15 protein-coding genes are annotated in these 13,946 nt (G+C 45.6%); 5 read left to right on the forward strand and 10 right to left on the reverse strand.

Annotated elements, in window-relative coordinates; genetic code table 11:
- Positions 1 to 252: helix-turn-helix domain-containing protein (locus JGK11_RS31665; protein ID WP_293214354.1), on the reverse strand; the 252-nt coding region annotated here is incomplete at its 3' end.
- A gap of 22 nt (positions 253 to 274) precedes the next feature.
- A complete protein-coding gene (locus tag JGK11_RS31670) occupies positions 275 to 397 on the reverse strand; it encodes a hypothetical protein (RefSeq protein WP_293186803.1) in 123 nt (40 codons plus the stop codon).
- Positions 398 to 526: 129 nt separating this feature from the next.
- Between JGK11_RS31670 and JGK11_RS31675 the strand changes: the two genes are divergently transcribed.
- Positions 527 to 1,228 (forward strand): Crp/Fnr family transcriptional regulator, encoded by a 702-nt coding sequence (locus JGK11_RS31675; protein WP_293186804.1) that lies wholly within the window; start codon positions 527 to 529, stop codon positions 1,226 to 1,228.
- A 427-nt stretch (positions 1,229 to 1,655) separates the two neighbouring features.
- On the opposite strand, the gene JGK11_RS31680 is transcribed toward JGK11_RS31675, so the two are convergent.
- The 5 genes from JGK11_RS31680 to JGK11_RS31700 form a co-directional block, all read right to left on the reverse strand.
- The gene (locus JGK11_RS31680; RefSeq protein WP_293186805.1) at positions 1,656 to 1,985 is read right to left on the reverse strand and encodes a cupin domain-containing protein; all 330 of its coding nucleotides are present in this window, start codon (positions 1,983 to 1,985) and stop codon (positions 1,656 to 1,658) included.
- 14 nt (positions 1,986 to 1,999) lie between these two features.
- Positions 2,000 to 2,779 carry a class I SAM-dependent methyltransferase gene (locus JGK11_RS31685; protein WP_293186806.1) on the reverse strand — a complete coding sequence of 260 codons (780 nt, stop codon included), beginning with the start codon at positions 2,777 to 2,779 and terminating at the stop codon, positions 2,000 to 2,002.
- Between the two features lie 239 nt (positions 2,780 to 3,018).
- Positions 3,019 to 4,083, reverse strand: coding sequence for a methyltransferase domain-containing protein (locus JGK11_RS31690; RefSeq protein WP_293214356.1), 1,065 nt, complete (start codon positions 4,081 to 4,083; stop codon positions 3,019 to 3,021).
- A gap of 105 nt (positions 4,084 to 4,188) precedes the next feature.
- A complete protein-coding gene (locus tag JGK11_RS31695) occupies positions 4,189 to 5,286 on the reverse strand; it encodes a fatty acid desaturase (protein WP_293186808.1) in 1,098 nt (365 codons plus the stop codon).
- Between the two features lie 128 nt (positions 5,287 to 5,414).
- Entirely contained in the window at positions 5,415 to 6,131 is a 717-nt protein-coding gene (locus tag JGK11_RS31700; protein ID WP_293186809.1) for a LuxR C-terminal-related transcriptional regulator, read from the reverse strand.
- 90 nt (positions 6,132 to 6,221) lie between these two features.
- Between JGK11_RS31700 and JGK11_RS31705 the strand changes: the two genes are divergently transcribed.
- From JGK11_RS31705 to JGK11_RS31715, 3 genes are all read left to right on the forward strand, one after another.
- Positions 6,222 to 6,644 carry a DUF6220 domain-containing protein gene (locus JGK11_RS31705; RefSeq protein ID WP_293208715.1) on the forward strand — a complete coding sequence of 141 codons (423 nt, stop codon included), beginning with the start codon at positions 6,222 to 6,224 and terminating at the stop codon, positions 6,642 to 6,644.
- A gap of 18 nt (positions 6,645 to 6,662) precedes the next feature.
- Positions 6,663 to 7,088 (forward strand): MAPEG family protein, encoded by a 426-nt coding sequence (locus JGK11_RS31710; RefSeq protein WP_293186811.1) that lies wholly within the window; start codon positions 6,663 to 6,665, stop codon positions 7,086 to 7,088.
- A 284-nt stretch (positions 7,089 to 7,372) separates the two neighbouring features.
- Positions 7,373 to 7,840 (forward strand): hypothetical protein, encoded by a 468-nt coding sequence (locus JGK11_RS31715; RefSeq protein WP_293186812.1) that lies wholly within the window; start codon positions 7,373 to 7,375, stop codon positions 7,838 to 7,840.
- Positions 7,841 to 7,940: 100 nt separating this feature from the next.
- Here the strand turns inward: JGK11_RS31715 and thiO are convergent, their stop codons facing one another.
- Entirely contained in the window at positions 7,941 to 9,029 is a 1,089-nt protein-coding gene (gene thiO / locus JGK11_RS31720; RefSeq protein ID WP_293214358.1) for a glycine oxidase ThiO, read from the reverse strand.
- Between the two features lie 191 nt (positions 9,030 to 9,220).
- On the reverse strand, positions 9,221 to 9,559 hold the full coding sequence (locus JGK11_RS31725) for a 2Fe-2S iron-sulfur cluster-binding protein (RefSeq protein ID WP_293186814.1): 339 nt from the start codon (positions 9,557 to 9,559) through the stop codon (positions 9,221 to 9,223).
- 116 nt (positions 9,560 to 9,675) lie between these two features.
- Between JGK11_RS31725 and cimA the strand changes: the two genes are divergently transcribed.
- Entirely contained in the window at positions 9,676 to 11,289 is a 1,614-nt protein-coding gene (cimA, locus tag JGK11_RS31730) for a citramalate synthase (protein WP_293214360.1), read from the forward strand.
- 225 nt (positions 11,290 to 11,514) lie between these two features.
- Here cimA and JGK11_RS31735 read toward each other — a convergent pair whose 3' ends face one another.
- A complete protein-coding gene (locus tag JGK11_RS31735; RefSeq protein ID WP_293214362.1) occupies positions 11,515 to 13,725 on the reverse strand; it encodes a peptidase domain-containing ABC transporter in 2,211 nt (736 codons plus the stop codon).
- Positions 13,726 to 13,946: the final 221 nt, after the last annotated feature.

Genomic DNA, 13,946 nt, shown 5'->3' on the forward strand with positions numbered 1-13,946 from the left:
AAGATTGTCGAAAGCATATTGAGTTATCTTCTGGCAAATTCCCGCTTCTTTAATCCATGTAAACTCAGGCTTTACATGATTGTTAAAGAATTTCTTGAGCAGGTATTTATTGGGCTTCAATCCATCTTGATAAAGGTAACACCAAGTAGCCAATCCCCAGTTATAAGTAAACCTTGCTATTCCAGCGTGTTTGCTCATGACAGTTGTCTGACTCTTGTTTAGTTTTAACTTTGTTTTGATGGATAAAAGCATTGTTCGACCTCAATACTGTATTTCACCGATCGCCCGACAGGGTAGGTTTGGCTGGTAACTTCCCCGAAACATCCCAGCGCAAGCGAGTATCTTTACTGACAATCCAAGGTTTTTTGGGAATCGCCCAGGGTTTGAACAGGTACATCGTAGATTTGTCTACAAGTGTACTACCTTGTCTATTTAATCGCTAGCTAGGTACTAGCTCTGCTAGCCTCGATATATTCTGAATTCACCGCTATGATACTCTGAATGGACTCCGGCTCAAGTTAAATTTATGAAAGCAACCGTTGAGCAACTGGCCCAAATTGGGATATTTGCCAGCTTAAACCGAACTGATTTAGAGCAACTGCAAGAACATACAGCAATTCGGAGTTACCGACAGGGAGAAGTTGTGATGTATGAGGGCGATCGCATCCCCGAAAAATTATACACGCTTTTGAGCGGTTCGCTGCGGGTAGCAAAAACAGCGGCGGCGGGCAAAGAAACAATTTTGCGTACTTTATTTCAGGGAGATATTTTTGCCGCACCTGCTTTGCTGGGTAACGGAGTTGCGTCGGCAACGGTGACGGCAGAAACTGACGTGCAAGTTCTTACCACAGAACGGGAATTTTTGCTAGCAGCAATTCGGCAAAATCCTGAGATTGCTTTGCGAATATTGGCGGTTTTTAACCAGCGGTTGCAGCAACTGCACGAGACTGTACACGGTTTGGTGTCGGAAAGGGCGATCGTGCGGCTGGCGAGATTCATTCATTACTTTGGCATCGAGCAAGGTACGAAGATTGTGGATAATAGTGTATGTTTAGAAAAACGTTTTCCCTACTATCAAATTGCTCGCAGTATTGGCATCACCTACGAAGAATGCGTGCGGTTGTTTAAGAAACTCAAGCCATTTGTATCTTACAGTCGAGGCGGAAAAATTACTGTGTTGGATTGGAAACAACTGGAGGCGATCGCCTCTGGAGAAGACATAGATTAATGAAGGGAAGAAGTACATTGATTCGGTAGGTTTATCGCTAAGTTTTGATCCCCCTAAATCCCCCTTAAGAAGGGGGACTTTGAAGAAAACTTCGGTTCCCCGAATCGTTGTGGCGACTTTGATGCTCTTGTCCCCCCCTTCTTAAGGGGGGCTAGGCAGGGCGGTTTTATTGTCGTCAGAAAAATTAGGTACGTAGTTGCGCTTCAGCGCTCTTTATAATATTAGGAAAGACGCTAAGAGCGCAACTACGTACCTTGGCCCAAGCGCGAGCCAACCTTTGAGCGATACTGTTGGTATTTTTATATTTCCTATCCTCACAATAAAACCACCCTACTTCTTAAGGGGGGCTAGGGGGATCGAGAGGTTGATTTTCAAATAAAATACTAATGCTAGTTTCTTGAAATTAATCAGAATTGACAGTATTATTTTACTCCGAAAATGTCAAAATAAACGCCAAGTTTTCTTCAGCTTTCAAGGCGTGGGGAGCACGGGCGGGCATAAAAACAAACACCCCCGGTTCCAAGACAATATCCTTACCTTCCAAAGTCAAAATTCCCTTTCCTTCGACTACATTAACTGTGGCATTGCGCGGCGAAGAGTGTTCGGAAACCTCGCTACCAGCAGCCAGACAAAGTAGGGTATACTGGCAATTATTGTCCTTTACTAAAATTTTGCTCAGCACTCCGGCGGCGGGATATTCAATTGCTTCTCGGAGTTGGATTGCGGAAGATTCTAACGGTAAAAGAGTAGCAGTCATGATTTTTGAATCCCTTAATATTGTTTTGTTGCACAAAGGATGATGTAGTCTAAATCGCGATCGTACTTTTGGAAAACTTGACGCATTGCTAAAATACGATCGCGAATTTGCGATTTACTTAAAATATTCCACAAAATCCGCACAGTACCCACAAAACCTTCGTCTTCAACCATTCGTGGCAAGTTGAGGAGTCCCATCGCCCCAGTTTGACACTTTTCTACTTGCAAACCCGCGTTTTGGCAAACAGCAATCGGGCCAGACTCAGACAAAGGCGTTGAATTAGCCCGAATCACTTCCGACAAAGCTTTGTGAATTTCTGATTCTCGGTTTCTAGCTAAAAGTTCGTGAGAAAGAAACTTGCCGCCCGGTTTTAGCCGATCGCAAATTCCCGATATAATTTTAGCTTTCCCCCACCCTGACTGCATCGTCAGGATAGCTTCAGCCAACACCCAATCAAACTCTTGGGAAATCCGATCCAAGTGAAAAATATCTGCTTCGACAATTTGGACTCGATCGCCCAAACCCGCTGCTGCAACATTAGCACGAGCGCGCGCCACACTGTCGGGATTCTTCTCAACTCCCACTACTTTAACGCCAAAACGTTCCGCAAGGGCGATCGAGCTATATCCAAAACTAGCAGCCAACTCTAAAACAGTTTCGCCCGCTTGAAAATCCGCCCATTCAAACAACATTTCCGTAGCAACTTTTCCCCCCGGCCTCAGCATTTTCTTGCCAGCCGCCGCCAGCACTTCATGCCCCGGTGCAGTCTTAAAATTGAGAGCAATATTGGTCATAAAATTGACCTCCTATTTAACCTTACTCTCAGTTTGCCAAATTGTTCCAAAGCTTTCTATGATCTAGCTCATATTCAAATTATCTCTAAGATAAGACGGCGGTTGAAACCGCTAGACGGCGGTTGAAACCGCGTCTACACAAACGAAGTCCGCGCAACGCGAGACTGAAGAGAATAACGTAATTTTAATTGCAATATCTTCAACCCGCGGAGGCGGGTTTTGTCTGTCTAGCCGCGGTTTCAACCGCCAGTCTTCTTTCTAGCCCACGTAATTTTAATTGCAATATCTTCAACCCGCGGAGGCGGGTTTTGGGCGGGTTTTGCCTGTCTAGACGCGGTTTCAACCGCCAGTCTTCTCTCTACCGAATTTGCTCGAATTGCGCGGAACATTCCAAAGCGGCAAAGCCCCGCACCAAAGGCTAAACGCATTAGTAAAAGAGTCGGTACTTCTCGCAGAGACTTGATGAAACCCGATACACCAAAACGCACTAATCCGGCCGGTCTAGCTATACCTTGCCAGATAGAATCTATCCAGGAAGGAAGGGTTTCTTGCGTCCAATCTGCGGTGGTTACAGCGCCCTCCACAAACCCCGTTTCTTCTAAAAGTTCTGAAAAGCCCTCGATGCTTGAAAAAGCCGGATGTGACCATTGATCCAGCAGTTGCTGCATTACTGGTTTCTCCCAGAAATTGAGCGGGATTTTGCGATCGTCCCTTTGATTCCAGTCAGCTACAACCAGCACGCCACCGGGCTTTACGACTCTCATCAACTCTTTCGCAAACACGGCTTTATCTGGCATATGCGGCCCAGCTTCGATCGACCAAACCACATCAAAACTCGCATCTGGAAACGACAGCGCCATAGCATCATCCACCCGAAACTGCAAATCGAGCTCTGGGGAAGTTAATTCTTGAGCGCGTTTAACTTGCTGCGGGCTGATCGTAATTCCCGTGACAGCAAACTTATAATCCTGCGCCAGAATGCGGCTGCTACCGCCAATTCCACAGCCAACATCTAAGACTGTAGTGCCGGCAGGTAATTTATCCAAGCCTCCCCAGCGCACCATTTCATGCACAAAATCCGATTTAGCTGCGAGGAAATCTTTGCGTTGTGGCGGCGCACCGTAATGGCCCAAGTGGATGTGCTCGCCCCAATAAAATTCGAGAATCCCGTCTTCCGTCCATTCGTCGTAGGAATTGGCCACGGAGTCCGATGATTGATAAGGGCGAGCCGTGATTAAATAGATCAGAAGGGCGATCGCCAGCAGTACAAACAAAACTCCAAGTACAACAACAAATAAATTCATTTTTTTACCTTCTTTCCAGAGCAGAATGTATAGCAGTTGACAGTTGACAGTTGACAGTTGACAGCTTCCCCGAAAAGCCGATCGTTGGGTTGCATAGTACGGGAATCAAATTATTTCTACTTGTTGTCTAAATGATGCGATCGATTGCAGACTATCTGAAGCAGCATCCCAAAGAATGAACTTAAAACAATCAGGAATCTCGCGAATTGTCAGGATTCTTGAATTACCAAGCAGGTGCAAATTAGCATTGTGACACGCCCGAAGATTGTAATTAGGAATTCGCTCAGACAGATGATGAATATTGTGGTAAGCAATATCAGCCGAAAACCAATTGAGAATAGTTGGTAATTTTAGATAACTGCTACCTTCGATCGCACCAAGCAGATAGTCCCAGCCCTCTGTCTTGTGAGCGTAGGAACCCTCAAAGTTATGCTGCACAAAGAAGATGCAGATAAATATCGCCGCCGAACAAGTCATCACAATTGAGTAAACACTCCAGAAAAACCCAAACCCAAGTAAGTTACCCAGATAAAGCCAGCTACCCACCACACAAATATTGTTGAAGAGTAAATCCCAAAACTCAGCCGTCGTATACCAGTGTTTGGATTTGTAGGAAGCAATTATTCTAGATAAACCCATACCTAAATCTTGATTGAGACAATCAAAAGTATGTCTGACAAAACCAGCAATTCCCAATATTAGCGCGAGTCTTGGTTTGATAATCAGGTAGAAAAACCCACCAGGAAACAGCATCAGCGGGTGTCTGAGCAACTGATATATCTTTTGGTTAAATGGACTGAGTGCCGCAAACTTTTCGGTGGAAATCAACGCCGAAGGGCCTCGGTACATATCCCAATTACCATTATTTTTGTGATGGTAAGCGTGTCCCCTAGACCAGGGGTACTGAGGAATTGCATTGATGATACCTAGCAGAAAACCCACTGTGCGATTGACTTTTTTGGAACTAAACAGAGAATAGTGTCCGCAATCGTGCATCAAGGAGAAACAACGTCCTGAAAAGAGTGTCATCAACACGATGATCGGTGGCAGCAGCCATACAGAAATGGCAGCAGCTTTAAATGCTAAAAACCATAAAAATGTATAGGGGATGACTGTATTGAGTAGTTGGTATGTAGCTTTGAAATTGTTGCTCTTCATGTAAGGAGATAGCACAAAATCCGACTTTTTGATCGCGCTTTTCATTCAGTATGTCTGTAGTGTGGATAAGTGCTTAGCTGAGAATATAGTTTAGATTGCAGGTGATTGACAGAAAATCAAATAATACCATACTACTATACGGTTGGCTAATCGGTGAGGGCGCAAGCAAAATGTTATCGATCGCCGTTGAGCACCAAATTTGATACAGACTGCTTGACACTAGGCTCGTATTTTGTAGCAGAAAGTTGTGCCACCATCTGCGCGCGGGATGAAACCTCAAGCTTGCGGAACATTCGCTTCAGAGCTTGCTTCACAGAATTTTCAGTAATCCAAAGTTCAGTCCCAATTTCGGCGTTAGTTCGTCCCAAAGCCACCAACTCGGCAATTTCCAATTCACGAGGCGTTAAGCGATTGGTTTTGAAAGGCTGGTATGGCGATCGCATTGTTGCACTCCAGACAGATAAGTGCAAACAAATTCCACTCAAATCTGCTAAATTTTGTGCATCAAAAGCAGACATTGACTGTTCGCGAGTGCAACCGAATACACCCACTAATTGACCGCAACTTACAATCGGGCCCGCCATCACGTGCCAATGATCGGGGCGAGGACAAATCATCGTCCAAACTTTGGGTGATGCTACCAGTGCTTCGTGGACTGGAGCATGGCGCTCAACTAGATAACGCGCAATAGGATTATATTCGATCGATAGTGCAATTTCCAGGGTTTTATGAAATTTTTTATCTAACAAAGGCAGTTGGTCAAAGAAAAAGACTCCCGATCGCTTAGCGGCAAAATACTCGCCGATTTGCGGCACGACTTGCGATCGCAGATCTTGTTCATTCTTGACTTGATTGATTGCTTCAAATAAATGCTGTAAGGAATTTGTCATCGTCGTGATAGCGAAAAGTGTACCCGATCGGGGTCTATGACTGCTGAATTACTCAGCTTATATTATCAAAAGTATCAAAAATAACGTGACATGACCATCAATTCGGAAATTGAGCGCGATCGCACTCCCATGCGTTGGATGCCGATCGGCTTTTATGCGACTTCAGTCGTCTTTAACCTCTGCTTGATTGCTCAATTGTTAACGGTTGGATTCGCTTACTTTGTCAATCCTGCATGGTGGGATATTCATGTTTGGCTAGTCCGAGGATATAGCGGGCTGTCATTATTATTACTGGGATGGTCGCTGCTGACTCGATTCTCACCTCAAATACAACGTCTCACCGCAAGTCTACCCGTACTGCTGGGACTACAATTTTTGACCATTCATCTCAACACTCCTTTTCACCTAGAGGTACTCCATCCTCTGATTGGATTTACCTTAGTCTTTGTTTCTTCAACTCTTGTACATAGCGTAGGGCGCATTTTATCGCCCGCCCATCTTCAGAACAATTGAGTTTTATAGGTAAAAACGATGCAAAATGCAATTTTTAGTCCCTTCTTTGCAATGGTGTTTGTGACACTGGTAGTCTGGGTTTATCTCTACATCCGCCGTATCACTTTCCTCAACAATACAAAGCTCGCCCCGAAGGAGCTGGCTGTACCTGGTATGCTGGCACAAATCTCGCCACCAGAGGTATCAAATCCGTCCGATAACTTCAAGAATTTGTTCGAGATTCCCGTCCTGTTTTATGCGCTGGTGCTATACCTTTTCATCACGAACCAGGTAGATGCAGTTTATGTGAATGCGGCTTGGATCTTCGTTGGCTTTCGCGCTTTGCACAGCATCGTTCATTGTACATTCAATCTAATCCTGCTGCGCTTCTACCTCTACCTATTCTCAACCCTGATGGTGTGGTTCATCGCCATCCGTGCAGCATTTAGCCACTTTGCTAAATAGATAACTCGATCGCACTCTCAAACATTCGGCGACTCCCAAATATTTTTATCCGCCGGGAAGTTGATGCGGGCGATCGACTTTTCGGCGCGTATCACCCCCGCTTACGCCTTTGACAAACCGCCCCCGAAACCCAAATGTGACACAACATCCACCACCGCAGAGGATTTTGGCTCGACTCGTGGAAACGGGAATTTGAGGAGCGATCGTGATTGGCGATCGTTCGTTTTTTGCGATCGCAGCTCCGACTTGCTACAATTTAGTCGCACGCGCAACTAGAATAAATCATGAGCGAACTGTTAGACGAGACGCTTTCTATTGAAATCGCCACTCGCATTAAAAGCAACCGTAAAAACTGCTTTGATAACGCTTCCAAAGCAGCATTAACCACCGAAGGCGCAATCTACGTTCAAGGCTTTTTAGCTGCACCCGGAGCGCCTTACAAACCCATCGAGTATAGCTGGATTGAACTCAACGAGCGCATTGTTGACCCAACTTTTCCGCATCTTGGCTTCAATGCTCAAGACATTCATTACTTCCCCGCCCAGCGATTGAGCGTCAAGAAACTCAAAGCAATTCTAGACGAATCAAAAGAAGATTATCCAGAAGACGATCCCCTGCCGGTTTACGGAAATCAACCCTATGAATATTACGGCGATGTGATGTTAGGCGGTAAAGATTACCAAAATGCTTACGATTTGGCTGCGCTTAAATGCAGGGAATTGAACCTACCCAAAAAAACGGAATATAACTAATTTGGACTTACGCCAAAATTAAGTTCGTAGTAAGGGCTTTAGTCCTGCTTCATTTATCTTTATAAAGAGAGGACTAAAGTCCGAACGATTAAACCGAATGTCAGGAAAATGCAAACCTCGCATAATTAAAAGCAGCCAACAACGGATCTAACTTTCGATTTAACATCAAATCAGCCAACAACTTAGCAGTCACCGGAGCCAACAAAATGCCATTGCGATAATGCCCAGTTGCCAATGTCAAATTATCCCAAGCAGAAGCGCCCAAAATCGGCAACTCATCCGTCGTAGCAGGCCGAAATCCCCACCAAAACTCTAGAATCGGATAATTCTGCAATTCGGGATATAACTTAATCGCTCCTGCTAGCAAACTTTGAATTCCCGCTGGAGTATTTCCAGGGGTAAAATCCACATTCTCGCTAGTTGCACCAATAATAATTCTGCCATCTTGACGCGGCACAATATAAATGCCAGTCCCGAATAAAACTGTTTGCAATGGCTGCATAACTGCACAATCTTTTGGTACGCACACTGACAGCATTTGCCCCTTTCTGGGAAAAACCGGAACATTCAATAACTTCTCACACCAAGGCCCTGCCGCCAAAACATAACGGTCTGCTTGCAATTTTCTTGCCGTTGTTTCTACGCCAAAAACTCGGTTTCCATGCCGAATAATTTCCTTTGCAGTATCTTGAATAATCTCAATTTGCAATTCTTTGGTTGCGCTCTGTAGCGTCCGAAATAAAGCGCGGTTGTCCACTTGAGCGTCGTCAGGATACCACCAACCACCGATTACTTCTTCACCCAATCCAAACTGGTGCTGGCGAACAGTATCTCTGTCTAACCAATGAGAGTTAAGGTTTGACAATAGCGGCTGTTGTTGAGGATCGTTTTGACAAACTGGTGCGAGAATTCCCGATCGCCAATACCCCGTTTTCAACCCCGTAATCTTTTCCAGGCGTTCCACCCAGGAAGGATACAGCGCGCGACTTTGCAAGCACAAATCCAGCATCGGACTGGGGGGAATTCGTTCCGCTTGGGGAGCGAGCATTCCGGCAGCAGCCCGGGCCGTCGGTTGTGGAGAATCGGCGGTAAGAACAGCGACAGATGCCCCTCGCAATTTCAGTTCAACTGCTAGGGAAAGGCCGATAATTCCGCCACCAATAATCAGAATATCTTGAGATGAATTCATTGACTTTTCTATGGACTGTCTGGCTTTTTTACCTCGGGGCCTTCTTGAGGGTAAGGTGCTGGTGTTCGCACCTTACAGTTAGAATTTTGGGGCAAGTCTTACATATTTTCTTGTGGGGTGGGCTTCGCAGCACCACCCAAAATATGCAATCTAAATGCACTACAGCTTATCAGCCTTCCTGCACCAAAAATCTATCCTTGAGGTTTCCATACAGTTTCCGAGCCCTGGCCCCAAAAACCATCATATTTTGTCACCTTAATATCGCCCAAAACCTTAGTCTGGCAGGACAAACGGCGGTTTGATGCGGGAGAATGGGGAGGAATCGAAAGTCGCGCTTTTTCACGCCACTCGGACTCGGAAACTTCGCCCTCGATGGTGACGGCACAGGTGCCACAAGTCCCCAAACCGTGGCAGTTGATGACTTTGGCGTTGCCGTTGTAGAGATCGATGCCGTTTTTGAGCAAGACTTCACGGAGATTCGATCCGCGATCGCACTCAAATGTTTTTCCTTGCGCTTGTACCTTAACCACAGTAATTTACCCCGATTAGATTTATGTTAATTTTCCTATATATTATCGCATTTATTTCAAATAATTTCATCTAATATGATAAGTGATATATTACCAATTGAGAATTGAGAATTCCCATGAAAAATCGGCTCTGGATCTACGATACCACGCTGCGAGACGGCGCTCAGTGCGAGGGACTCTGCTTATCTCTCGAAGACAAAGTGCGAATTGCTCGACAGTTAGACAGTTTAGGAATTCCGTTTATTGAAGGTGGCTGGCCGGGAGCAAATCCTAAAGACGTACAATTTTTTTGGCGGCTCAAAGAACAGCCATTAATTCAAGCAGAAGTTGTCGCTTTTTGTTCGACCAGACGACCGGGAAAAACGGCAGCCAATGATGAAATGTTGCAGCCTATCTTGTCTGCGGGGACTCGCTGGGTAACGCTGTTTGGCAAGTCGTGGGATTTGCACGTAATTGAAAGTTTGAAGACGACGTTAGAAGAAAATCTGGCGATGATTCGAGATACTATTGAATATTTACGGAGTCAGGGAAGGCGCGTTATTTACGATGCCGAACACTGGTTTGACGGCTACAAACACAATCCCGAGTATGCGATTAAAACTTTAATGGCAGCGGCGGATGCTGGTGCAGAATGGCTGGTGCTTTGCGATACCAACGGCGGTACTTTGCCTGACGAAGTTAGTCAAGTTGTGCGTGATGTTTTAGCGGCTTTAGGAACTGAACTGACTCAATCATTACAGTTAGGAATTCACACTCACAACGACTCTGGAGTTGCCGTTGCTAATGCTCTGGCTGGTGTGCGGGAAGGGGTGACGATGGTACAGGGAACTATTAACGGTTATGGCGAACGCTGCGGTAATGCTAATTTGTGTTCCTTGATTCCTAATTTTCAGCTCAAGTTGGGTTATGATTGCATTCAAGATGAGCAATTAGCGAAATTAACTCAAGTCAGTCGCTCCGTCAGCGAAATTGTTAATCTTGCTCCCGACGACCACGCTCCTTTTGTCGGTCTTTCGGCTTTTGCTCACAAGGGCGGAATTCACGTATCGGCGGTTGAAAAAAATCCGTTAACTTACGAACACTTGGAACCGGAAAAAATCGGCAACATCCGGCGAATTGTGATTTCGGATCAATCGGGTTTGAGTAATGTTTTGGCGAAGGCTAAGACTTTTGGTATTGAACTCGATCGCAAAAATCCTGCTTGTCGCCAAATTCTGGAAAAGTTGAAAGATTTGGAAAGCCAGGGATATCAATTTGAGGGTGCTGAGGCGTCTTTTGAATTGTTGATGCGGGAAGCTTTGGAAAAGCGGCAGCGGTGGTTTGAAATTCATGGATTTCAAGTTCACTGCGATAAGGTTGGCGAAGATTGTACGGCTTTAGCCACTGTGAAATTGTCAGTCAACGGTACAATTATTCTGGAATGTGCGGAAGGAAACGGCCCGGTTTCGGCTTTGGATGCGGCTTTGCGGAAAGCTTTGGTGAATTTTTATCCGGCGATAGCGCATTTTTATCTGACAGATTACAAGGTGCGAATTCTGGATTCTGGTGCGGGAACTTCGGCTAAAACTCGCGTGTTTGTTGAGTTTAGTAACGGTCAAGATCGCTGGACGACGGTTGGGGTTTCTGGTAATATTTTGGATGCTTCTTGTCAGGCGGTTGTTGAGGGTTTGGAGTACGGTTTGGTGTTGGAAAATCAGGAGGCGATTCCCCTAGTTTGTCGGGTGCATTAGACAAGATTGCAACAATAGCTGGACGGGCAAGATGCCCGTTCCACAATCATAGATTGGGCGGGCAAGATGCCCGTTCCACAATCATAGATTGGGCGGGCAAGATGCCCGTTCCACAATCATAGCCCGTTCCACAATCATAGATTGGGCGGGCAAGATGCCCGTTCCACAATTTTTTTTATTGTGGGATGGGCTTCTAGCCCGTCCTAATTATTTTTGCAATTTTGTCTAAGGTTCCAAAAACTCTAAGTGATCTCCGGGAATCGATCGCAATTTTGCAGCAGATCCTTGCAGTTTCAACCTGCCGCGTTCTAACATGATAATCCAATCGGCGCGATCGATCACTCGGGGCCTGTGACTGATAAAAATCGTAGTTTTCCCCTGCCGGTACATCAACAAATTTTCCAAGACTTCCGCTTCGCTGGCGGGATCTAGCCCTGCGGTAGACTCGTCTAGAATCAACACGGGCGGGTTATTGAGAATGGCACGGGCGATCGCCAATCTCTGTCTTTGTCCCCCCGAAATATTCGCCCCAAACTCCCCTAAAACAGTTTGATATTTATCCGGTAATTGGCTTATAAATTCATCCGCCCCGGCAATTTTGCAAGCTTTCACAATCTGTTCAAAAGTGGCATCGGGACTCCCCAACTGAAAATTATCGAGAATCGAACGGCTCCAGAAATGAGCTTCTTGGGGAACAAGAACCACCTGCTGTCTGAGACAATCGAGAGACAAATCCTGCAAATTGTAACCGCCAATTCTCACATTACCAGATTGCAGCGGATACAGACCAGCAATTACCTTAGCTAGCGTACTTTTTCCACAACCAGAATAACCGATTAAAGCAATTGCGTGACCGCCCGGAAACGTCACAGAAAAATTTTCCAACAAGTCAAGTCTGCCTGGGTAGTGAAAATTCACACTCTTACAAACAATTTCGTCGCCGCCTTGAAGCGTTACCACAGGTTTATTAATATCGCTTTTACTTTCTGGCTCAGCGTCTATGACTTCCGAAAGCCGTTGAGTTGCTGTCTGCACGCGAGCCATTTCATCAGTAGATTCGACCAAGGAAGTCACCCAAGTAGTAACGTTTTGATTCATGCTAATAAATGCTAGCAACTGACCGATACTCAATGCCTTGTCAATCACCAACCCGCTGCCCAACCACAGCAGGGTAATGCTGCCCGCTGAAGCAACAAAGCCAGAAAAGATATTATTGAGAATGCCAATTTGTGTAGTGCGAAAAGTAAGACTCGCTAAACGACCGAAGCGACCTTGAAATTCTTCCCAAAGTTGCTGGGCGCTGCTAGTCGTTTTGACGGTCAGCGCGCCTTTAAATGTTTCTACTAAAACGCCTTGAGTTTCTGCTTCCAGTACAAATAAATTCCGCGTTTTTTGCTGCAATACGGGCAGAAAAACTACTGTAGAGGCAGTCATGAACAAAGCGATGACTGTAGCTGCCAGCGTCAGTTCCTTGCTGTAAAACAACATGAAAATAAAAGAAACTACAGCTATAAAAAATTGACTTGGTAAGCTGATCGCAAATTGAGAAACTAATTTATTGATTTCTTGGATATCTTGTAATCTACTGACGATTTCGCCGCTGCGTCTGGTTTCGTAAAAGCTTAAAGGCAATCGCAGGAATTTACGCCCAAATTCCATGACCAATCCCAACTCTAAACGCTGGGAAAATTGAGCAATTAAGTTCGACTGTACTAATCCTAAACTGCTGCTAAATAGGTTCATAACTATAACTGCGATCGCCACACTTGCCAAAAGTTGCGTGTCGCCCCGCACCAAAATGTCGTCGGTGAGCAGTTGTACCAGAAAAGGTGAAGCAATCGACAGCAAACCCAACACCACATTCATCAACAGTGCTTCCATTAAAAGCTGGCGGTAAATCCAAACCCGGCGCGTCCATTTTTGTAACGAATTGGCGGGCGGTTGGCCGTCTGCTTCGGCAAAAAATCGATCGGGATCTGGGTCTACTAGCAAGCACAGCCAATCTGTCCAACCTGCTGCTAATTCTTCTTTGGAAATATAGCGCATACCGACAGCCGGATCGCCGATCGCATATTTGTCGCCCTGCTTTCCGTACAAAACAACCCAGTGGTACCCGCTCCAGTGAATAATAGCCGGTAAAGGTGCTTCGTCAATTTTGTCTAAAATAGCAGCCGCTGCTCGCACGGATCGAGCATTAAAGCCCACCGCCTCAGCGCCTTGTTTCAAGCCCAGCAGAGTCGTCCCCTTTTGGCCTGTACCCGCAGATTCTCGCAAGCGGCTAATGGTAAAATTCTGTCCGTAAAATTTGGCGATCGAAGCCAAACAAGCCGCCCCGCAGTCTTCTTCGCTCTGCTGGAGTACAACCTGATATTTCTTAAACCTGTTAACTTGTCCGAATAATGGCATTTTGCCGATCAAAGGGATGTTCTTTAACATTTTGCAAAATGAATAATGGTAGAGCATAAAGAAGATTACTCATCACCAACTACCCAATCAGCAAAAAGCACCCATAAAGTTATGGGTGCTTTCTCGATCAAAAGTTATAGAGCTGAATTCAGAGCACTAAACTTTACCAGTAGCCGTAGCGAACTACTCTTCTGAAGGAACCGTCGCAATTGCGGCGGTACACAACCCAACGGCGCCGACGACCACAGTTT

Origin of the sequence: Microcoleus sp. PH2017_34_RAT_O_A (genome assembly GCF_020737885.1) — a bacterium.
Taxonomy (GTDB): Bacteria; Cyanobacteriota; Cyanobacteriia; order Cyanobacteriales; family Microcoleaceae; genus Microcoleus.